The organism is Metapseudomonas otitidis, from assembly GCF_011397855.1.
Lineage (GTDB): Bacteria > Pseudomonadota > Gammaproteobacteria > Pseudomonadales > Pseudomonadaceae > Metapseudomonas > Metapseudomonas otitidis.
In genome coordinates this window covers 5250689-5270879 of the sequence record NZ_AP022642.1, presented here as the reverse complement: position 1 = coordinate 5270879, position 20191 = coordinate 5250689, and the positions used below count along the sequence as shown (strand labels likewise).

20 protein-coding genes and 2 tRNA genes are annotated in these 20191 nt (G+C 63.2%); 19 read left to right on the top strand and 3 right to left on the bottom strand.

Going from position 1 to position 20191, the window contains the following annotated elements; translation table 11 throughout:
- Positions 1-118: 118 nt before the first annotated feature.
- Positions 119-418, top strand: coding sequence for a DUF4149 domain-containing protein (locus tag PotMrB4_RS24440; RefSeq protein ID WP_330591945.1), 300 nt, complete (start codon positions 119-121; stop codon positions 416-418).
- A gap of 25 nt (positions 419-443) precedes the next feature.
- Here PotMrB4_RS24440 and yhbY read toward each other — a convergent pair whose 3' ends face one another.
- Positions 444-758: a ribosome assembly RNA-binding protein YhbY gene (gene yhbY / locus PotMrB4_RS24435; protein ID WP_044413714.1), complete on the bottom strand. Its 315-nt coding sequence runs from the start codon at positions 756-758 to the stop codon at positions 444-446.
- Positions 759-834: 76 nt separating this feature from the next.
- Here yhbY and rlmE point away from each other — a divergent pair, with 76 nt between their 5' ends.
- From rlmE to PotMrB4_RS24345, 18 genes are all read left to right on the top strand, one after another.
- Complete coding sequence (gene rlmE, locus PotMrB4_RS24430) at positions 835-1458, top strand: 23S rRNA (uridine(2552)-2'-O)-methyltransferase RlmE (protein ID WP_107328314.1); 624 nt, start codon at positions 835-837, stop codon at positions 1456-1458.
- 198 nt (positions 1459-1656) lie between these two features.
- Complete coding sequence (gene ftsH, locus PotMrB4_RS24425) at positions 1657-3570, top strand: ATP-dependent zinc metalloprotease FtsH (RefSeq protein ID WP_044413721.1); 1914 nt, start codon at positions 1657-1659, stop codon at positions 3568-3570.
- 9 nt (positions 3571-3579) lie between these two features.
- Positions 3580-4431: a dihydropteroate synthase gene (folP, locus tag PotMrB4_RS24420; RefSeq protein WP_172434697.1), complete on the top strand. Its 852-nt coding sequence runs from the start codon at positions 3580-3582 to the stop codon at positions 4429-4431.
- 17 nt (positions 4432-4448) lie between these two features.
- Positions 4449-5792 (top strand): phosphoglucosamine mutase, encoded by a 1344-nt coding sequence (glmM, locus tag PotMrB4_RS24415; RefSeq protein WP_074970385.1) that lies wholly within the window; start codon positions 4449-4451, stop codon positions 5790-5792.
- 65 nt (positions 5793-5857) lie between these two features.
- Complete coding sequence (tpiA, locus tag PotMrB4_RS24410; RefSeq protein WP_172434696.1) at positions 5858-6613, top strand: triose-phosphate isomerase; 756 nt, start codon at positions 5858-5860, stop codon at positions 6611-6613.
- A 4-nt stretch (positions 6614-6617) separates the two neighbouring features.
- Entirely contained in the window at positions 6618-7001 is a 384-nt protein-coding gene (gene secG / locus PotMrB4_RS24405) for a preprotein translocase subunit SecG (RefSeq protein WP_052807672.1), read from the top strand.
- A 10-nt stretch (positions 7002-7011) separates the two neighbouring features.
- A tRNA-Leu gene (locus PotMrB4_RS24400) sits at positions 7012-7097 on the top strand.
- A 98-nt stretch (positions 7098-7195) separates the two neighbouring features.
- Positions 7196-7272 (top strand) — tRNA-Met (locus tag PotMrB4_RS24395).
- A gap of 124 nt (positions 7273-7396) precedes the next feature.
- Complete coding sequence (rimP, locus tag PotMrB4_RS24390) at positions 7397-7855, top strand: ribosome maturation factor RimP (protein WP_044413736.1); 459 nt, start codon at positions 7397-7399, stop codon at positions 7853-7855.
- 47 nt (positions 7856-7902) lie between these two features.
- Positions 7903-9384 (top strand): transcription termination factor NusA, encoded by a 1482-nt coding sequence (gene nusA / locus PotMrB4_RS24385; RefSeq protein ID WP_044413740.1) that lies wholly within the window; start codon positions 7903-7905, stop codon positions 9382-9384.
- A 26-nt stretch (positions 9385-9410) separates the two neighbouring features.
- Entirely contained in the window at positions 9411-11942 is a 2532-nt protein-coding gene (gene infB / locus PotMrB4_RS24380; protein WP_044413743.1) for a translation initiation factor IF-2, read from the top strand.
- Between the two features lie 100 nt (positions 11943-12042).
- Positions 12043-12429, top strand: a complete 387-nt coding sequence (gene rbfA, locus PotMrB4_RS24375; RefSeq protein ID WP_044413746.1) for a 30S ribosome-binding factor RbfA — start codon at positions 12043-12045, stop codon at positions 12427-12429.
- Positions 12430-12431: 2 nt separating this feature from the next.
- Positions 12432-13349 (top strand): tRNA pseudouridine(55) synthase TruB, encoded by a 918-nt coding sequence (truB, locus tag PotMrB4_RS24370; protein WP_172434695.1) that lies wholly within the window; start codon positions 12432-12434, stop codon positions 13347-13349.
- Positions 13350-13442: 93 nt separating this feature from the next.
- Positions 13443-13712: a 30S ribosomal protein S15 gene (rpsO, locus tag PotMrB4_RS24365; protein WP_044413751.1), complete on the top strand. Its 270-nt coding sequence runs from the start codon at positions 13443-13445 to the stop codon at positions 13710-13712.
- Between the two features lie 164 nt (positions 13713-13876).
- Positions 13877-15985 carry a polyribonucleotide nucleotidyltransferase gene (gene pnp, locus PotMrB4_RS24360; protein WP_044413754.1) on the top strand — a complete coding sequence of 703 codons (2109 nt, stop codon included), beginning with the start codon at positions 13877-13879 and terminating at the stop codon, positions 15983-15985.
- Between the two features lie 95 nt (positions 15986-16080).
- Entirely contained in the window at positions 16081-17490 is a 1410-nt protein-coding gene (locus tag PotMrB4_RS24355) for a DUF4013 domain-containing protein (RefSeq protein ID WP_142014293.1), read from the top strand.
- Between the two features lie 195 nt (positions 17491-17685).
- A complete protein-coding gene (locus PotMrB4_RS24350) occupies positions 17686-18042 on the top strand; it encodes a BON domain-containing protein (protein ID WP_044413760.1) in 357 nt (118 codons plus the stop codon).
- 48 nt (positions 18043-18090) lie between these two features.
- A complete protein-coding gene (locus PotMrB4_RS24345; protein WP_044413763.1) occupies positions 18091-18288 on the top strand; it encodes a CsbD family protein in 198 nt (65 codons plus the stop codon).
- A gap of 53 nt (positions 18289-18341) precedes the next feature.
- Here PotMrB4_RS24345 and PotMrB4_RS24340 read toward each other — a convergent pair whose 3' ends face one another.
- Complete coding sequence (locus tag PotMrB4_RS24340) at positions 18342-19796, bottom strand: rhomboid family intramembrane serine protease (RefSeq protein ID WP_172434694.1); 1455 nt, start codon at positions 19794-19796, stop codon at positions 18342-18344.
- Between the two features lie 40 nt (positions 19797-19836).
- Positions 19837-20133 (bottom strand): DUF2845 domain-containing protein, encoded by a 297-nt coding sequence (locus PotMrB4_RS24335; RefSeq protein WP_172434693.1) that lies wholly within the window; start codon positions 20131-20133, stop codon positions 19837-19839.
- Positions 20134-20191: the final 58 nt, after the last annotated feature.

Sequence of the window (20191 nt, the reverse complement as noted above, 5' to 3'; positions counted from 1 at the left end):
ACGCTCGTCCCGTGCAGCGGTAGCCGGGTGGCAGCTAGCCCAGACATTCTGGGTCGGCGGCCTCTGGCTGCTGCACTTCGTGGTTCTGCCAGCCTTGGAGCGAGTGGGATTCGCGCCATTGTTGGTGGAAGAGCTGTCTCGCAGCCTGTCCCCGCTGTTGGTGGGGTTTGCGGCGTTCTGTGGCGTGCTTCAGTTGGGGCTGCTGGCCTGGCTGGAGGGCGCGCGCAGCGTGTTGCGGGATTCGCGAGGGCAGTTGCTGTTGGTCATCCTGCTGGCGGCAACGATCTTTCTGGTCGTCAGCTTCTGGAAAGCCGAGTTCGCTCGCCTGTTGGCATTCAGCTACATGGTGTTGACGCTATGTGGTGCGTTGCTGGTCGTGCAGCCCGTGCCGGGCAGTGATCGCCGCAGGGCGCGCTAAGTGGCGCCCCGTCGGCTTCAAGGCATCAAAGGCCGCTGAAGCGGCTGATGTTGGAGAGGTTGCGGTTGGGCTTGGGATTGCGGCGGTAGATCAGCGCCATCTTGCCGATGACCTGAACCAGTTCGCACTTGCCGGCTTCGCAAAGCTCGTCAATCAGTGCGCGCCGATCCTCGCGTTCGGTGATGCGGAACTGCACCTTGATCAGTTCGTGATCGTTGAGCGCACGATCCAGTTCGGCCAGGACCCCTTCGGTCAGGCCGTTCTCGGCCACGATCAATACCGGTTTCAGGTGGTGGCCGATAGATTTGTATTGCTTCTTGTGCTCCTGAGAGAGCGCCATAATCAGACCCCTGCGAAAAAAGGCTGCTAGTTTACCCGAGTGACTTCGGGGCGCACAGCCGAACACGAGGTATCCCGTGGCCCGTTCCAAGACTAGCCATCGTTGGCTGAAAGAACATTTCGATGACCCCTACGTCAAGATGGCGCAGAAGGATGGTTATCGTTCGCGTGCCAGCTACAAGCTGCTGGAGATTCAGGAGAAGGACCGCATTCTTCGACCCGGCATGACCGTGGTCGACCTCGGGGCTGCGCCGGGCGGCTGGTCCCAGGTCACCAGTCGGGTGATCGGCGACCGAGGGCGGCTCATCGCGTCGGACATCCTTGAAATGGACAGCATCCCGGACGTCACCTTCATTCAGGGGGACTTCACCGACGATGCGGTCTTTGCCCGGATCCTCGAGGCGATCGGCGAGCACCCGGTCGACCTTGTGATTTCCGACATGGCCCCCAATATGAGTGGTGTCAGGGCGGCCGATCAGCCGCGTGCCATGTACCTGTGCGAGCTGGCGCTCGATCTTGCGGCGCGAGTCCTGACTCCGGGTGGCGATTTCCTGATCAAGATATTCCAGGGTGAGGGATTCGATCTCTACCACAAGCAGGTCAAGGAAATGTTCGACAAGGTGCTGATGCGCAAACCGCTTTCGTCGCGTGATCGCTCCCGTGAGCAATACCTGCTCGCGCGCGGCTTCCGCGGGGAATAGACTGCGACAGACAGGTGGTTCGCGGGTCTCATGGAGTGGGACCGCCGTCACGGCGAGCGCCAGGCATCATAAAGGGTTACAGACGGCGCCTGCCGGCCGGCAGGGGTTGTGGTGTAAGTTAGGCCGGTTGATAACCAGCCGTCATGCGGGGCACGTTCCGTGACGGAGCCTGCTCCAGAGGGTAGCTAATTGAACGACATGGCAAAGAACCTGATCCTGTGGCTGATCATCGCCGCCGTACTGGTCACGGTGATGAACAACTTCTCCAGCCCCAGCGAACCGCAGACGCTGAACTATTCCGACTTCATCCAGCAGGTGAAGGACGGCAAGGTCGAGCGCGTCACCGTCGATGGCTATGTCATCACCGGCAAGCGCAATGACGGCGATACCTTCAAGACCATTCGGCCTGCCATCCAGGACAACGGCCTGATCGGTGACCTGGTCAACAACAACGTGGTCATCGAGGGGCGCCAGCCCGAGCAGCAGAGCATCTGGACCCAGTTGCTCGTAGCAAGCTTCCCCATCCTGGTGATCATCGCGGTGTTCATGTTCTTCATGCGTCAGATGCAGGGCGGTGGCGGTGGCCGTGGTGGCCCGATGAGCTTTGGCAAGAGCAAGGCTCGACTGCTGTCCGAGGACCAGGTGAAGACCACCCTGGCCGATGTCGCGGGTTGCGACGAAGCCAAGGAAGAAGTCGGCGAGCTTGTCGAGTTCCTGCGTGACCCGGGCAAGTTCCAGCGCCTGGGCGGCCGCATTCCCCGTGGCGTGCTGATGGTCGGCCCGCCCGGTACCGGCAAGACCCTGCTCGCCAAGGCGATTGCGGGCGAAGCCAAGGTTCCGTTCTTCACCATTTCCGGTTCTGATTTTGTCGAGATGTTCGTTGGCGTGGGTGCCTCACGCGTACGTGACATGTTCGACCAGGCCAAGAAACACGCTCCCTGCATCATCTTCATCGACGAGATCGACGCCGTCGGTCGCCATCGCGGCGCTGGCCTGGGTGGCGGTCACGACGAACGCGAGCAGACCCTCAACCAGTTGCTGGTGGAGATGGACGGTTTCGAAATGAACGACGGCATCATCGTGATCGCCGCCACCAACCGCCCGGATGTGCTCGATCCGGCGCTGCTCCGCCCGGGCCGCTTCGATCGCCAGGTGGTTGTAGGCCTGCCGGACATCCGTGGGCGCGAGCAGATTCTCAAGGTGCACATGCGCAAGGTGCCGGTTGGCGACGATGTGGATCCTGCTGTCATCGCCCGTGGCACGCCCGGTTTCTCGGGGGCTGACCTGGCGAACCTGGTCAACGAGGCTTCGCTGTTCGCTGCCCGTGTCAACAAGCGCATCGTCGAGATGCGTGAGTTCGAACTGGCCAAGGACAAGATCATGATGGGTGCCGAGCGCAAGACCATGGTCATGTCCGAGAAGGAGAAGCTCAATACCGCCTACCACGAGGCCGGTCACGCGATCGTGGGTCGCATCGTTCCGGAGCATGATCCGGTCTACAAGGTTTCGATCATTCCGCGTGGCCGCGCGCTGGGCGTCACCATGTTCCTTCCGGAGGAGGATCGCTACAGCCTGTCCAAGCGCGCGCTGATCAGCCAGGTCTGCTCGCTGTTCGGCGGACGGATCGCCGAGGAAATGACCCTGGGCTTCGACGGCGTGACCACGGGCGCGTCCAACGACATCATGCGTGCGACACAGATCGCGCGGAACATGGTGACCAAGTGGGGCTTGTCCGAGAAGCTCGGTCCGCTGATGTATGCGGAAGAAGAGGGCGAGGTCTTCCTGGGGCGTAGCGCTGGCAGCCAGCACTCGAATGTATCGGCGCAGACCGCGCAGCTCATCGATCAGGAAGTGCGCAGCATCATCGATCACTGCTATGCCACCGCCAAGCAGATCCTGGTGGATCACCGCGACAAGCTCGACATGATGGCCGAGGCGTTGATGAAATTCGAAACCATCGATGCCGACCAGATCGACGACATCATGGCGGGGCGCCAGCCTCGCGAGCCCAAGGATTGGCAAGGTGGCTCGGGTACCTCCGGCAAGTCCGCTCCGCGTGAGGAGTCGCCTCGCCCGGAGAATCCGATCGGTGGGCCCGCTGGCGAGCACTAAGGATTCTTGATGAGTTCCATGCAGTACCCGACCCGGTTGCCTTGCGGCAACCGGGTTCTTGATTTGGGGCGCCCGCATGTCATGGGCATCCTTAACGTAACTCCCGACTCCTTTTCCGATGGTGGTCGTTTCAGTCAGCGCGATGCCGCGCTGCGTCACGCCAGCGCCATGGTGGCGTCCGGAGCGACGCTCATCGATGTCGGCGGAGAGTCGACTCGGCCTGGCGCTCGCCCGGTCTCGCCTGCCGAGGAGCTGGAGCGTGTCGCGCCAGTGGTCGAGGCGATTGCGCGCGAGCTGGATGTCATTATTTCCCTGGATACGTCCACCCCTGCCGTGATGCGGGAAGGCGCCAGGTTAGGCGCGGGCCTCATCAACGATGTGCGAGCCTTGCGCCGGGATGGAGCGCTGGATGCTGCCGCGGACAGTGGACTTCCCGTGTGCCTGATGCACATGCGTGGAGAGCCCGGCAACATGCAGGATGCGCCTGCCTACGACGATGTCGTCCGGGAAGTCGGTGAGTTCCTGCAGGAGCGCATGAGAGCCTGCAGCGAAGCCGGTATTCCTGAAGAGCGAATCGTGCTCGATCCCGGGTTCGGCTTTGCCAAGAGTCTTCAGCACAATCTCGTGCTGTTTCGTCATCTGGCTGAGCTGGGGCGTCTTGGTCGTCCCCTGTTGGTCGGTGTGTCGCGGAAAAGCATGATCGGTCAGGTGTTGGGGCGTGATGTCGACCAGCGCCTGTACGGCAGTCTTGGGCTGGCAGCCCTGGCCGTCTCAAAGGGTGCGTGCATCCTGCGGGTGCACGATGTGGCCGAGACGGTTGATGTCATCAGAATGATCGCCGCAGTCGAAGCGGCGGAGTAGGAATCGCGGAGCAGTAGATGAGCAGAAAGTACTTTGGCACCGACGGCATTCGTGGGCACGTTGGGCAATTCCCGATCACTCCGGATTTCATGCTCAAGCTCGGCTGGGCGGCGGGCATGGCGTTCCGCAAGCAGGGCAAGTGCCGAATCCTCATCGGCAAGGACACGCGGATCTCCGGCTACATGTTCGAGTCCGCCCTGGAGGCTGGTCTCTCTGCCGCCGGTGCCGACGTGATGCTGCTGGGGCCCATGCCCACGCCTGCGATTGCCTACCTGACGCGCACCTTCCTGGCGGATGCGGGCATCGTGATCAGCGCATCCCACAACCCCCACAGCGACAACGGCATCAAGTTCTTCTCCGGCCAGGGTGTGAAGCTCTCTGATGAAGTCGAATTGATGATCGAGGAGTTGCTCGACCAGCCGATGCAGGTGGTGGAGTCGGCCAACCTCGGCAAGGTTTCCCGGATCAACGACGCGGCGGGGCGCTACATCGAGTTCTGCAAGAGCACGGTGCCGATGAGCACGGACCTGGGCGGCATGAAGATCGTCGTCGACTGTGCCCATGGTGCTACCTACAAGGTGGCGCCGAGTGTGTTCCGTGAGTTGGGAGGCAACGTTTCGGTGCTTGCGGCGCAGCCCAACGGCCTGAACATCAACGACAAATGCGGCTCCACCCACATGCAGGCCTTGCAGGCCGAGGTCGTGGCCCAGCATGCGGACATCGGTATTGCCTTCGACGGCGACGGCGACCGCGTGCTGATGGTCGACCACACGGGCGCCATCGTGGACGGGGATGAGCTGCTCTACATCATTGCCCGCGACCTCCAGGAGCGGGGCAAGCTCAGCAATGATGGCGTCGTGGGTACGCTCATGACCAATCTTGGTCTGGAGCTGGCGCTTGCCGAGATGGGGATTCCCTTTACTCGTGCCAAGGTCGGCGATCGCTATGTGATTGCCGAGATGCATGAGCGTGGCTGGACCCTGGGCGGGGAAAATTCCGGACACATCCTTTGCAGCTACTTCACCACCACCGGCGATGCCTTGATTGCGGCGCTGCAGGTGCTGCTGGCCCTGCAGCGCCGTGGCCAGTCGCTGGCGGAGGCTCGCCAGGGCATGCGCAAGTGCCCGCAGGTTCTTCTCAATGTCCGCTACAGCGGGGAAGGTCTGGATCCTGTCGAGCACCCGGCCGTTAAAGATGCTTGTGCCAGGGTCACCGAACGCATGGCGGGGCGCGGGCGAGTACTGCTGCGCAAGTCCGGGACCGAGCCGCTGGTGCGTGTGATGGTGGAAGGGGACGACGAAAAGCAGGTTCGCACTTACGCCGAGGAGCTCGTGAAGGTTGTTTCCGAGGTATGTGCTTGATTTCGCTTGCTAGTTGGAAAAACCTCGGATAACATCTGCGCCCACTTTGATCGACGAGGTACGGCATGCGTCGCCCTTTGGTAGCTGGTAACTGGAAAATGCACGGTACCCGCGCCAGCGTCGCAGAGCTGATCAAAGGTCTTCATCAGCAGGTTGTGCCGGCTGATGTCGATGTGGTGGTCATCCCGCCTTCCCTGTACATCGCCCAGGTTGCTCAAGTGCTCGATGGTGGCTCTATTTCCATCGGTGCCCAGGATTGCGCGATAGAGCCCATGCAGGCTGCCCTTACCGGGGAGATTGCTGCGGTTCAACTGGCGGATGCAGGTTGCAAGTGGGTCCTCGTTGGTCACTCCGAGCGTCGTTTGATTCTTGGTGAGCGTAATGATGTGGTGAGTCGCAAGTTTGCTGCGGCTCAGGCGTGCGGTCTGGTTCCGATTCTCTGTGTCGGCGAGACCCGCGAGCAGCGTGAGGCAGGCGAAACCCTGCGTGTGGTTGGTGAGCAGATTGGTGGCGTCATCGAAGAGTTGGGTGTTGGTGCCTTCTCTTCTGCGGTAATCGCGTATGAGCCTGTCTGGGCCATCGGTACCGGGTTGACGGCTTCTCCTGTTCAGGCGCAAGAAGTTCATGCTGCGATCCGTTCGCAATTGTCGGTCGAGAGTGTCGAGATAGCGGCGGGTGTGAGAATTCTGTACGGCGGCAGTGTGAAGGCTGCCAGTGCGGCTGAGTTGTTCGGGATGCCGGATATTGATGGGGGGCTTGTGGGTGGAGCCTCCCTGAATGCAGATGAGTTCGGTGCGATTTGTCGTGCCGCAGGAAGCTGACGAGATGCTTGAAACTGTCGTTATCGTGGTGCACCTGCTCGTCGCCATCGGCGTTGTGGTTCTGGTGTTGCTGCAACATGGTAAAGGCGCGGATGCAGGCGCTTCGTTTGGTGCAGGTGCTTCGGGTACTGTTTTTGGAAGCCAAGGTTCTGCTACCTTTCTGAGTCGCTTTACTGGTATACTCGCCGCGGTTTTTTTCATTACTAGTCTGGGTTTAGCGTTCTTTGCTAAGCAAAAGGCTGAAGCTCTGAGTCACGTTGGTCTGCCGGATCCGGCCGCCATCGAGGTTCAGCAGCAAAAGCCGGCATCTGATGATGTGCCGGTGCTCGAAGAGCAGAAGCCCGCAGGATCTGCAGGTGACGTTCCGCAAGCTCCAGAGCAGAAGTAAGGCAAGTTTTGCCGAGGTGGTGGAATTGGTAGACACGCTACCTTGAGGTGGTAGTGGCCATAGGCTGTAGGGGTTCGAGTCCCCTCCTCGGTACCATGCAAGACAAGGAAGCCCGCAGTAGCGGGTTTTCTTGCTGGAGGAGTGTCAGGTTGACCGGGCGTCTGTCTGGTCGTATACTCCGGGCCCAGCTTTGACGCGGGGTGGAGCAGTCTGGTAGCTCGTCGGGCTCATAACCCGAAGGTCGTTGGTTCAAATCCAGCCCCCGCAACCAGTTCAAGCAGAGCCCCTTTTAAGGGGCTTTTTGCTAGCTGGATTACTTTGCCATCGGTTCCGGATGGCTTTCATGATGGGCGTTACGCCCATTTTTTATTTCTACGGCATGCGAGGGCAAACAGGTGTCGAGCAAGCTAGAACAGTTGCAGGCCTTGCTGGCCCCGGTGGTCGAGGCGCTCGGCTATCAGTGCTGGGGTATCGAGTTCCTGTCCCAGGGGCGCCATTCGCTCCTGCGCGTCTACATCGATCATGAGAACGGCATCCTCATCGACGACTGCGAAAAGGTCAGTCGTCAGATCAGTGGCGTTCTCGATGTGGAAGATCCCATCTCCAGCGAATACACCCTTGAGGTGTCCTCGCCCGGCATGGATCGTCCCTTATTCAGACTCGAGCAGTTCGCGGCCCATGCCGGAGAGCTCGTGAAAATCAAGTTGCGTTCTCCCTACGAGGGCCGGCGCAACTTCCAGGGTCTCCTCCGCGGGGTGGAGGAACAGGATGTGGTGGTTCTCGTCGAGGATCACGAGTACCTGTTGCCGATCGACCTGATCGACAAGGCCAACATCATTCCCCGTTTTGACTGAGACGCGGATCCCGCGGGTCCAATGGATTGCGAAAGGCGAGGCGTACGATGAGCAAAGAAGTACTGCTGGTTGTAGAGTCGGTATCCAACGAGAAAGGGGTGCCGGCAGGTGTGATTTTCGAAGCGCTGGAGCTGGCACTGGCCACCGCTACCAAGAAGCGCTTCGAGGACGAGGTTGACCTGCGTGTGTCCATCAACCGGCACACCGGTAGCTATGACACTTTCCGCCGCTGGGCGGTGGTGGACGACGAGAACTTCGAGGATCCGGCCATCCAGCTGACCCTCGACCAGGCCCAGGCCCGTGACGAGAATGCCAAGATCGGCGACGTCATCGAAGAGAAGATCGAATCCATCGAGTTCGGCCGCATCGCTGCCCAGACCGCCAAGCAGGTCATCGTGCAGAAGGTGCGCGAAGCCGAGCGTGCACAGGTGGTCGAGGCCTATCGCGAGAAGCTGGGCGACATCATTTCCGGTACGGTCAAGAAGGTCACCCGTGACAACGTGATCGTCGACCTGGGCAACAACGCCGAGGCGTTGCTGGCCCGTGAGGACATCATCCCCCGTGAGACCTTCCGCGTCGGCGCCCGTGTCCGGGCCCTGCTGAAGGAAATCCGCACCGAGAACCGTGGTCCGCAACTGATCCTCTCGCGCACCGCGCCGCAGATGCTGATCGAGCTGTTCCGCATTGAAGTGCCGGAAATCGCCGAAGAGCTGATCGAAGTGATGGCCGCCTCCCGTGACCCGGGTTCGCGCGCCAAGATCGCCGTTCGCTCCAAGGACAAGCGCATCGACCCGCAGGGCGCCTGCATCGGCATGCGTGGCTCCCGCGTCCAGGCTGTTTCTGGCGAGCTGGGCGGTGAGCGTGTCGATATCGTCCTGTGGGACGACAACCCCGCTCAGTTCGTCATCAACGCCATGGCTCCGGCCGAAGTGGCGGCGATCATCGTCGACGAAGATGCCCATGCCATGGACATCGCCGTTGCCGAGGACAACCTCGCCCAGGCCATCGGCCGTGGCGGCCAGAACGTTCGCCTGGCCAGCCAGCTGACCGGCTGGACCCTGAACGTGATGACCGAGGCGGACATCCAGGCCAAGCAGCAGGCCGAGACCGGCGACATCATGCAGTCCTTCGTCGATGAACTCGGCGTGGATGAAGAGCTGGCTCAGGTGCTGGTGGAGGAAGGTTTCACCAGCCTCGAAGAGATCGCCTACGTGCCCATGGAAGAGATGCTGAGCATCGATGGGTTCGACGAGGACATCGTCAACGAGCTGCGCGCCCGCGCCAAGGATCGCCTGCTGACCAAGGCGATCGCGACCGAAGAGAAGCTGGCCGATGCCCAGCCCGCCGAGGACCTGCTGGAACTCGAGGGCATGGACAAGGAGCTGGCGGTCGAACTGGCAGTGCGTGGCGTAATCAATCGCGAAGACCTGGCCGAGCAGTCGATCGACGACCTGCTCGACATCGACGGCATGGACGAAGAGCGTGCCGGCAAGCTGATCATGGCCGCCCGAGCCCATTGGTTCGAGTAAGCAGTGCGGCCTGAGGAGAGAAGTGCATGACGCAAGTCACGGTGAAAGAACTGGCCAAGGTGGTCGATACACCGGTGGAGCGCCTGCTGCAGCAGATGCGTGAGGCAGGCCTGCCTCACAGCAGCGCCGACCAGGTGGTGACCGACAGTGAAAAACAGGCGCTGCTCGCGCACCTGAAGAGCAGCCATGGCGAGCGCCTGGAAGAACCCCGCAAGATCACGCTGCAGCGCAAGACCACGACCACCCTGAAGGTGGCGGGCAGCAAGACCATCAGCGTCGAAGTGCGCAAGAAGAAGACCTACGTCAAGCGCAGCCCTGACGAGATCGAAGCCGAGAAGCAGCGCGAGCTGGAAGAGCAGCGTGCCGCCGAAGAGGCCGCACGCGCCAAGGCCGAGGAAGAGGCCAAGCGCCGCGCTGAGGAAGAGGCCCGCCGTGAGGCGGACGCCCGTGCCAAGGACGCTGCTCGCAGCCCCGAGGCCCCAGCAGCAGTGGCTGCTGCTCCCGCAGCCCAGGCGGCTCCGGCTGCCGGCGCCGCTGCTGCGGCACCCGCCGCAGCAGGCGCTGCCGACGATCGCCGTCGCGAAGAGCCTCGCCGTCCGGAACGCGCCCGTGACGAAGACGACCGTCGCGACCGCAAGCAAGCCCAGCACCGTCCCTCCGCCAAGGAGAAGGAAAAGGTGCCGTCGCCGCGTATTGCTCCGCGCAGCACCGAGGAAGAGAGCGACAGCTACCGTCGCGGTGGCCGTGGCAAGTCCAAGCTCAAGAAGCGCAACCAGCACGGGTTCCAGAGCCCGACGGGGCCGATCGTGCGAGAAGTCAGCATCGGTGAGACCATCACCGTGGCAGAGCTGGCGGCCCAGATGGCCGTCAAGGGCGCCGAAGTGGTCAAGTTCATGTTCAAGATGGGCAGTCCTGTCACCATCAACCAGGTGCTCGATCGCGAGACCGCGCAGCTGGTCGTCGAGGAGATGGGCCACAAGGTCAAGCTCGTCAACGAGAACGCCCTGGAAGACCAACTGGCCGAATCGCTGAAGTACGAAGGCGAGTCGTTCTCCCGTGCACCGGTCGTGACCGTCATGGGTCACGTCGACCACGGCAAGACCTCGCTGCTCGACTACATCCGTCGCGCCAAGGTGGCATCGGGCGAAGCCGGTGGCATCACCCAGCACATCGGTGCCTACCACGTGGAAACCCCGCGCGGCATGGTCACCTTCCTCGACACCCCCGGTCACGCCGCGTTCACCGCCATGCGTGCCCGTGGTGCCAAGGCCACTGACATCGTCATCCTCGTGGTGGCGGCTGATGACGGCGTGATGCCGCAGACCCAGGAAGCGGTCCAGCACGCGAAAGCTGCTGGCGTGCCGATCGTGGTCGCCATCAACAAGATGGACAAGCCGGAAGCCAACCCGGACAACATCAAGAACGGCCTGGCCGCTCTGGATGTGATCCCCGAGGAGTGGGGCGGCGACACCCAGTTCGTGCCCGTTTCGGCCAAGGCCGGTACCGGCGTCGACGAGCTGCTGGAAGCTGTCCTGCTGCAGGCCGAGGTACTCGAACTCACCGCTACCCCGTCCGCTCCCGGTCGTGGTGTCGTGGTCGAGTCCCGCCTGGACAAGGGCCGTGGCCCGGTGGCCACCCTGCTGGTCCAGGACGGTACCCTGCGTCAGGGCGACATGGTCCTGGTGGGCGTCAACTACGGTCGCGTTCGCGCCATGCTCGACGAGAACGGCAAGTCCATCAAGGAAGCCGGTCCGTCGATCCCCGTGGAAATCCTCGGCCTCGACGGCACCCCGGATGCGGGTGACGATATGACCGTGGTGGCCGACGAGAAGAAGGCCCGTGAAGTGGCCCTGTTCCGTCAAGGCAAGTTCCGCGAGGTCAAGCTGGCCCGTCAGCACAGCTCGAAGCTGGAGAACATCTTCGAGACCATGGGCCAGGACGAGAAGAAGACCCTCAACATCGTGCTCAAGTCCGATGTGCGTGGTTCTCTGGAAGCCCTGCAGGGTGCCCTGTCCGACCTCGGCAACGACGAAGTCCAGGTACGTGTGGTCGGTGGTGGCGTCGGTGGTATCACCGAGTCCGATGCCAACCTGGCACTGGCCTCCAACGCCGTTCTGTTCGGCTTCAACGTGCGTGCCGACGCCGGTGCGCGCAAGATCGTCGAGCAGGAAGGCATCGACCTGCGTTACTACAACGTCATCTACGACATCATCGAGGACGTCAAGAAGGCCCTCACCGGCATGCTTGGCAGCGATGTGCGCGAGAACATCCTGGGTACCGCCGAGGTACGCGACGTGTTCCGCTCGCCGAAGTTCGGCGCCATCGCCGGCTGCATGGTCATCGAGGGTACTGTCCATCGGAACCGTCCGATCCGCGTACTGCGCGACGACGTGGTGATCTTCGAAGGCGAACTGGAATCCCTGCGCCGCTTCAAGGACGACGTGTCCGAAGTGCGGAACGGCATGGAGTGCGGTATCGGCGTGAAGAGCTACAACGACGTGAAGGTCGGCGACAAGATCGAGGTCTTCGAGAAGGTCCAGGTGGCCCGCTCGCTCTGAGTGGCCACTGACCAGAAGCTGGGAGCCGGGTGCTGCGCGGGGTGATTGACACCGCCAGTTCCAGCTCCCGGCTTTTTGGTTTTTGAGTGAGTACCGATTTATGCCAAAAGAATACAGCCGCACCCAGCGCATCGGTGACCAGATGCAGCGCGAACTGGCCCTGCTGATCCAGCGTGAGGTCAAGGACCCGCGCCTGGGCATGGTCACCATCACCGGCGTCGAAGTGGCGCGGGATCTCGGCCATGCCAAGATCTTCATCACCGTGATGGGCCAGGACGACAACGCCGAGGTCATCCGTCTCAACACCGAGATCCTCAACGACGCCGCCGGCTACCTGCGCATGCTGCTGGGCAAGTCCATGAAGCTGCGGAGCGTGCCCCAGCTGCACTTCCACTACGATGCCAGCATCCGCCGTGGCGCCGAGCTGTCCGCGCTGATCGAGCGTGCGGTCGCCGAAGACCGTCGGCATCAGGGTGACGAGGACTGACGGTGGCCCAAGTCAAGCGTATCCGCCGTGATGTGAGCGGCATCCTCATCCTCGACAAGCCCCGTGGCATGAGCTCCAACCAGGCCCTGCAGAAGGTCCGCTGGCTGCTCAATGCGGAGAAGGCCGGCCACACCGGCAGCCTCGATCCCCTGGCCACGGGCGTGCTGCCCCTGTGCTTCGGTGAAGCCACCAAGTTTTCCCAGTACCTCCTGGATGCCGACAAGGGCTACGAGACCGTTGCCCAGCTGGGCGTCACCACCACCACCGGCGATGCCGAGGGCGAGGTGATCGAACGGCGCGACGTGACCGTTGGTCGCGACGAGCTGGAGGCGGCCCTGGGGCGCTTCCGTGGTGAAATCCAGCAGGTGCCGCCGATGTACTCGGCCCTGAAGAAGGACGGGCAGCCCCTCTACAAGCTGGCACGTGCCGGCGAAGTAGTGGAGCGCGAGGCGCGTTCTGTTACTATTGCGCGCCTGGAACTGCTGGCCTTCGATTCCACCAAGGCCACGCTTTCCGTCAGTTGCAGCAAAGGCACCTACATTCGCACCCTGGTCGAGGACCTTGGCCAGGTGCTGGGGTGTGGTGGCCACGTCGCTGAACTGCGTCGCACCCAGGCCGGCCCCTTCAACCTGTCCCAGGCCATCAGCCTCGAGGAACTGGAGAAGGCCCACGCCGAAGGTGGCAACGAAGCGCTCGACCGCTTCCTGCTCCCCTCCGACAGTGGCCTGGAGCACTGGCCCCTGGTGCAACTGAGCGAACACAGTGCCTATTACTGGCTGCATGGGCAGCCGGTAAGGGCTCCCGAAGCGCCGAAGTTCGGCATGCTGCGGGTGCAGGATCACACCGGTCGCTTCATCGGCATCGGTGAAGTGAGCGATGACGGGCGCATAGCGCCACGTCGACTGATTCGGTCGGAATGACCGATTCGAGGGTGGCTGTTAATAGGCACGGTCACACCTCTTTTTAAAACACGGGATTCGTTCCCGGCCTATTACTCTCAGAGGAAGCCCATCATGGCACTGAGCGTTGCTGAAAAAGCCCAGATCGTTAACGAGTACAAGCAAGCTGAAGGCGATACCGGTTCTCCGGAAGTGCAGATCGCACTGCTGACCGCCAACATCAACAAGCTGCAGGATCACTTCAAGGCCAACGGCAAAGACCACCACTCCCGTCGTGGTCTGATCCGCATGGTTAACCAGCGTCGCAAGCTGCTGGACTACCTGAAGGGTAAGGACACCACTCGTTACAGCGCCCTGATCGGTCGTCTGGGTCTGCGTCGCTAAGACGCATTCGAGCTGGAAGCTGGAAGCCGGAAGCTGGAAGCAGGACATCGCGCTTGCTTCCAGCTTCTGGTTTCCAGCTTCAGGCTTTTTGAGGAAGACGGCGGGTCCGACTCCCGCGCCTTTCGCAGATTTCCCCCAAGGCAACAAAAGAGAAGGAAAACACCGTGAACCCGGTAATCAAGAAGTTCCAATTCGGTCAATCGACCGTCACCCTCGAGACTGGCCGTATCGCCCGTCAAGCCAGCGGCGCCGTTCTGGTCACCGTTGATAACGATGTCACCGTCCTGGTGACCGTGGTTGGTGCCAAGCAGGCCGACCCGGGCAAGGGTTTCTTCCCGCTGTCCGTGCACTACCAGGAAAAGACCTACGCCGCCGGCCGCATCCCCGGTGGTTTCTTCAAGCGTGAAGGCCGGCCCTCCGAGAAAGAGACCCTGACCTCCCGCCTGATCGACCGCCCGATCCGCCCGCTGTTCCCCGAAGGTTTCCTCAACGAAGTGCAGGTCATCTGCACCGTCGTCTCCACCAACAAGAAGACTGATCCGGACATCGCCTCCATGATCGGTACTTCCGCTGCCCTGGCCATCTCCGGCATTCCGTTCGCCGGCCCGATCGGCGCGGCCCGCGTGGCTTACCACGAGAGCACCGGCTACCTGCTGAACCCCAACTACGAGCAGCTCAAGGCCTCCAGCCTCGACATGGTCGTGGCCGGTACCCAGGACGCCGTGCTGATGGTCGAATCCGAAGCCGACGAGCTGACCGAAGACCAGATGCTGGGCGCCGTGCTGTTCGCCCACCAGGAATTCCAGGCCGTGATCAATGCCGTCAAGGAATTCGCCGCCGAAGCGGGCAAGCCGACCTGGAACTGGACCGCTCCCGCCGAGAACACCGCCCTGCTCAGCGCCATCAAGGCCGAGTTCGGCGAGGCCATCTCCCAGGCCTACACCATCACCATCAAGCAGGACCGCTACAACCGCCTCGACGAGCTGCGCGACCAGGTCGTCGCCCGCTTCGCTGGCGAGGAAGCCGGCCAGTTCCCGGCGGGTGAAGTGAAGGATGCCTTCGGCCTGCTGGAATACCGCACCGTTCGCGAGAACATCGTCAACGGCAAGCCGCGCATCGACGGCCGTGACACCCGCACCGTCCGCCCGCTGAAGATCGAAGTCGGCGTGCTGGACAAGACCCATGGTTCCGCCCTGTTCACCCGTGGCGAAACCCAGGCCCTGGTCGTTGCCACCCTCGGCACCGCCCGTGACGCCCAGCTGCTGGACACCCTGGAAGGCGAGCGCAAGGACGCCTTCATGCTGCACTACAACTTCCCGCCCTTCTCGGTCGGTGAGTGCGGTCGCATGGGCAGCGCCGGTCGCCGCGAAATCGGCCACGGTCGCCTGGCCCGTCGTGGCGTCGCCGCCATGCTGCCGAAGGGCGACGAGTTCCCCTATACCATCCGCGTGGTGTCCGAGATCACCGAATCCAACGGCTCCAGCTCCATGGCTTCTGTCTGCGGCGCCTCCCTGGCCCTGATGGACGCCGGCGTGCCGATGCGCGCTCCGGTGGCCGGTATCGCCATGGGCCTGGTGAAGGAAGGTGACAAGTTCGCCGTCCTGACCGACATCCTGGGTGACGAAGACCACCTGGGCGACATGGACTTCAAGGTGGCCGGTACTGCCAAGGGCGTTACCGCCCTGCAGATGGACATCAAGATCAACGGCATCACCGAAGAGATCATGGAGATCGCCCTGGAGCAGGCACTGGAAGCACGCCTGAACATCCTCGGCCAGATGAACCAGGTCATCGCCGAGTCCCGCAGCGAGCTGTCCGAAAACGCCCCGACCATGCTGGCCATGAAGATCGACTCGGACAAGATCCGCGACGTCATCGGCAAGGGCGGCGCCACCATCCGCGGCATCTGCGAAGAGACCAAGGCCTCCATCGACATCGAAGACGATGGCAGCGTGAAGATCTTCGGCGAGACCAAGGAAGCCGCCGAGGCCGCCAGGCAGCGCGTTCTGGCCATCACCGCAGAAGCGGAGATCGGCAAGGTCTACGTCGGCAAGGTCGAGCGCATCGTTGATTTCGGTGCCTTCGTCAACATCCTTCCCGGCAAGGATGGCCTGGTGCACATCTCGCAGATCAGCGACAAGCGCATCGACAAGGTCACCGACGTCCTGCAGGAAGGCCAGGAAGTGAAGGTCCTGGTGCTGGACGTGGACAACCGCGGTCGCATCAAGCTGTCCATGAAGGATGTCGAGGCTGCTGAAGCTTCCGGCGTCTGATAACCGGTCGGCTGTATGAAAGAGGGCCCCTTGCGGGCCCTCTTTCGTTTCTCGGAGAATGACGCGCCGCCAGTCGCCGACAAGGATTCCAGGTCATGGAAAAGACCTACTGCAAGTACCACCAGGCCCAACCCGCCACCTGGCACTGCCCGGCCTGCGACCGTCACTTCGGTGACTGCTGCATCCCCCTCAACGCCGAACGCCCGGATGAATCCCCCGCCTGCCCGCTGTGCCGCGCGCAACTGCACTTCCTGGGGGCCGCCAACACCGCCCAACCCTTCTGGGAACGCATTCCGCAGTTCTTCCGCTACGGCCTGCAGACCGGCCCCCTGGCCTTTGCCGCCGTGCTCGGCCTGGCCAGCCTGTTCATGCCGCGCTCGATCATCCTCTGGGTCGCGCTGTTCAGCATCGCCACCAAGTACTTCCACAGCGTCATCGAAGCGGCCAGCGAAGGTTCCCGCGAGGCCCCCGGGCTGGCCACTGCCTTCGTCGGCGAAGGCTTCCTGCTGTTCATCAAGCAGCTGGTGGTTTTCCTGGTGGCCTTTGCCGTGCTCTGGCTGGCCGCCGATTTCCACAGCGAGGCCCTGTTCTGGGCCGTGAACATCGGCCTCATGCTGCTGATGCCGGCGAGCATCATCCGCCTGGCCCTGAACAAGGAGCTCGGTGCCGCGCTGAGCCCCGAACAGCTCGGCGACGTGATCAAGGCCATGGGCTGGCGCTACCTGATCCTCTGCGTGTTCCTGTTCATCCTCTGGCAGTCGCCCGGCTACGTCACTGTGTTGCTGGCCCACGGCCTGCCGCGCGTGGTGCTGATGCCCATCGCCGCCTTCCTGTTCGGTTATTTCGGCGTGGTCATGTGCGCCATGATGGGCTACGCAGTGTTCCAGTATCAGGGCGCCCTGGGCTTCGCGATTGCCGAAGAGGGCGGGCACGAAGGCTACCCCGAGCCGGAGTGGCGCCGCCGCCGCGCCCTCGCCGAAGCCGAAGTGCGGGTCAAGGAAGGACAGACTGCCGCCGCGCTGGAAACCCTCACCGCCGCCCTGGAGCGGGACCCGAACGACCTGCGCCTCAACGAGCGCTTCCACCAGCTGCTGTTCGGCCTCAACGAAACCGCCCGCTGCCTGCGCCACCTTGCCCACTACCTGCCCATCGCCGCCCGCGAGAACCCGGCGCTGGGGGCCACCGCACTGCTCAATGCCCGCCGGTTGAAGGCCGACTACCTGCCGGAGGACCCGCAGGTCTGCGAGCGTATCGCCGCGGCCCTGGTGGATCGCCACAAGGCCAAGGAAGCCATCAGCCTGTTGCGCAACCTGCACCAGCGCTTCCCGGACTACCCCAACGTCCCCCGTGCCTATTTGCTGGCAGCCCGGGCCCTGGCCGAACAGCTCGGCCAGGTGGAGCAGGCCGGCAAGCTGCTCGCCTTCATCCGGGCCCGCTACCCGGCCACGCCGTTGCTCGGCGAAGTGACTGCGCTGGAGTCCACCCTGGCCCGCCTGGCGGGCTGAGTGGTCGTGCAAAGTGCACGCGCCGCTTGGCTGCATCCTGCAATCTGCAAGCCGAGCGGTGCTGTGATTAATTTATAAGTAATTGATTTAAAAGGATTAATTCTTTTGCTCAAGGCTGGCACAGGCCTTGCGATACCTACAGTGACTGCAGACAGGACAAGGCTGCAGAACATTGTGAGTAACAGGAGAATCCTCATGAAACAGTCCTTCCACAGCGTCACCCTTGCCGCCGTAGCTGCCGCCGCCCTCAGCCTGCCCCTGGCCGGCAACGTATTCGCCGCCCAGGCCGCCCCGACCCAACTGGCTGCCAATACCGTCGACAAGGCTGAAGAAGCCGTGTCCGACACTTGGATCACCAGCAAGGTGAAATCCAGCTTCCTGGCCGACAAGAACCTCAGCGCCCTGGACATCAAGGTCGAGACCAACAAAGGCGTGGTCGCCCTGTCCGGCGTGGTTTCCAGCGATGCCGAGCGCGACCTGGCCATCAGCACCGCCAAGTCCATCAAGGGCGTGACCGCTGTCGCCGCCGACGGCCTGAAGTCCGCCGAATGATCCCTGGCGCCGCCCTGCGGGGCGGCGCCCACCCGAGGAGGCAATGCCATGAACGCTGACATCATCAAAGGCAAGTGGAAGCAACTCAGCGGCCGCATCAAGGAGCGCTGGGGCAACCTGACCGACGACGACCTGGATGTCGCCGAAGGCCACAGCGAATACCTGGTGGGCAAGCTCCAGGAGCGCTACGGCTGGAGCAAGGAGCGCGCGCAGGACGAACTGCGTGACTTCAGCAGCCGCCTCTGAGCCTGACCCGTACACCTCGATCCCCGCTTCGGCGGGGATCGTCGTTTCCGGGGTCAGCGGGCCAGGTGCGCGCGGTAGAGGCCAAGCTGCCGGGTCTGCTCGGCGTCGGGGTAGGCCTTGTTGAGGAAGGCGGCCAGCTCCGCCACACCCCGCAGGTCCTGGCGTTGCCCCAGTTGCTTGGCCAGCGCCAGGGTCATCACCGGCAGTTGTGCAGGGGCCGGCGCCTGCCGGGCGATCACTCGCCACACCCCCAGGGCGGCCGGGCCTTCGCCCAGCTTGAGCAGTCGCTGGAGCAGGTTGGCCAGCACGGCCGGGTGTTGCAGCCACTGCTGTTCGGGAGCGCTGAGGTCCGTGGCCATCTGCAGCAGCAGGCCCCGTGCAGGCGTCGGGTCCGGCAGGGCGAAGACCTGCTTGAGCACGGCACTGGCCAGGGGCTTGTCCTTGCGGGTGCGGGCAACCGGGTAGAGGCGCTCCAGCAACGCCACCCGCCCCGGGTAGCGGGCCAGCAGGTCCAGCCCGCGCTCTGGCACCTGGTCCAGGGCGAAACGCCCGATCAGGGCTTCCAGCGCGGCCAGTTCGCGCTTGAACGGCGCGTCCGGGTCTTCCTTGGCCAGGTACTGCTCGTCCACCTTAAGCGCGCCGATGCGCCGGGGCAGCCAGGTGCCGAGGAAGCCGGAGGCGAGGCCCCCCAGGTGGGCGTAGTAGTTGACGTGGTCGTTGGCCAGCAGCAGCCCGTAGAGTTCCTTGCCCATCCAGATGGGCAGGATCCACAGGGCGGGGGCCTTGAAGTAGCCCATCATCGGGCCGAGCCAGTAGAAGAAGTTGATCCGCCGCAGGGCGTAGACGCCGATGTACATCCCCATCAGCCCCGCCACCGCGCCCGAGGCGCCGATGCCGGGCACCCAGCCCGGGTCCATCGCCCACCACAGCAGGTGCGAGGCCAGGCCGCTGGCCAGGTACAGCCCCAGGTAGGCCGCTGCGCCCAGCGCACGCTCCAGGGCGAAGCCGCAGATGAACAGGAAGATCATGTTGCCCAGCAGGTGATCGAAGCTGCCGTGGAGGAACATCGCCCCGAACAGCCCCTCCACCGTGAAGCGCTTGGGGATGAAGCCGAAGCGGTAGCTGCTCAGGCTGTCCCGCGCGGCCTCGGCGGGAGCCCGCGCGCGCTGCCAGGCCGGGTCTGCCTGGTAGGCGGCCGAACGGTGCAGTTCGTCTTCGAACTCCAGGTCCCGCAGGGCGTAGAGCGCCAGGTCGTTCCGGCGGGCGGAGTCGAGGGCGCGGCGTTCCTCCGGGTCCAGTTCATGGCGCTTGCTCAGGCTCTCGACGAACAGCGCACGCTCGCGGTTGAGCAGGCCGGCATCGAGATACGCCCGCACCGCCTCCTCGGAGCGCGCCGCATCGCCGCCCTGGTAGACGAAATAGATCAGCGCGTTGAGCACGACGAGGAACAGCGTGACGACCGGCGGGCGTTTCCAGTCCAGGGGGTGTTCGGCGGGGAGGATGACCAAGCGTGACGTCCTTGTCGCGTAGAGGGTTCAGCCGAGCGGGTCAGTTCCGCTTGCTTTCGACGGTGCTGAGGCGGCCGCCGATGAAGTCGAGGTAGTAGTACATGCCGTTCACGGGGCCATAGACCCATTCCTCCACCTGCATTTCCTGACGGCCGTTGCGGGTCTCGGAGTAGCCGATGAGGTTGCGCGCGGCGGGCTCGCCGCACTTGCGCAGCACCTCCACGGCGCGGTCGCCTTCGCTGACCAGGGCGCTGCCGCAGCGGAAGGTCGCTGCCGAGGCATCGAGGCTCGCCACGGCAAAGGGCAGGGCGAGCAGGGGGAGCAGACGTCGAATCATGGTTGGGCATCCTGTCCGGTTGAAAAGGGCGGCAGAGCCTAGCACTGCCGGTTCTGGG

Excerpts from the sequence above, each read along its gene's own strand:
- PotMrB4_RS24335 (WP_172434693.1), bottom strand. The coding sequence starts at position 20,133 with ATGATTCGACGTCTGCTCCCCCTGCTCGCCCTGCCCTTTGCCGTGGCG.
- PotMrB4_RS24345 (WP_044413763.1), top strand. The coding sequence starts at position 18,091 with ATGAACGCTGACATCATCAAAGGCAAGTGGAAGCAACTCAGCGGCCGC.
- nusA (WP_044413740.1), top strand. The coding sequence starts at position 7,903 with ATGAGCAAAGAAGTACTGCTGGTTGTAGAGTCGGTATCCAACGAGAAA.
- infB (WP_044413743.1), top strand. The coding sequence starts at position 9,411 with ATGACGCAAGTCACGGTGAAAGAACTGGCCAAGGTGGTCGATACACCG.
- ftsH (WP_044413721.1), top strand. The coding sequence starts at position 1,657 with ATGGCAAAGAACCTGATCCTGTGGCTGATCATCGCCGCCGTACTGGTC.
- PotMrB4_RS24355 (WP_142014293.1), top strand. The coding sequence starts at position 16,081 with ATGGAAAAGACCTACTGCAAGTACCACCAGGCCCAACCCGCCACCTGG.
- rpsO (WP_044413751.1), top strand. The coding sequence starts at position 13,443 with ATGGCACTGAGCGTTGCTGAAAAAGCCCAGATCGTTAACGAGTACAAG.
- PotMrB4_RS24350 (WP_044413760.1), top strand. The coding sequence starts at position 17,686 with ATGAAACAGTCCTTCCACAGCGTCACCCTTGCCGCCGTAGCTGCCGCC.
- secG (WP_052807672.1), top strand. The coding sequence starts at position 6,618 with ATGCTTGAAACTGTCGTTATCGTGGTGCACCTGCTCGTCGCCATCGGC.
- rbfA (WP_044413746.1), top strand. The coding sequence starts at position 12,043 with ATGCCAAAAGAATACAGCCGCACCCAGCGCATCGGTGACCAGATGCAG.
- folP (WP_172434697.1), top strand. The coding sequence starts at position 3,580 with ATGAGTTCCATGCAGTACCCGACCCGGTTGCCTTGCGGCAACCGGGTT.
- tpiA (WP_172434696.1), top strand. The coding sequence starts at position 5,858 with ATGCGTCGCCCTTTGGTAGCTGGTAACTGGAAAATGCACGGTACCCGC.
- yhbY (WP_044413714.1), bottom strand. The coding sequence starts at position 758 with ATGGCGCTCTCTCAGGAGCACAAGAAGCAATACAAATCTATCGGCCAC.
- glmM (WP_074970385.1), top strand. The coding sequence starts at position 4,449 with ATGAGCAGAAAGTACTTTGGCACCGACGGCATTCGTGGGCACGTTGGG.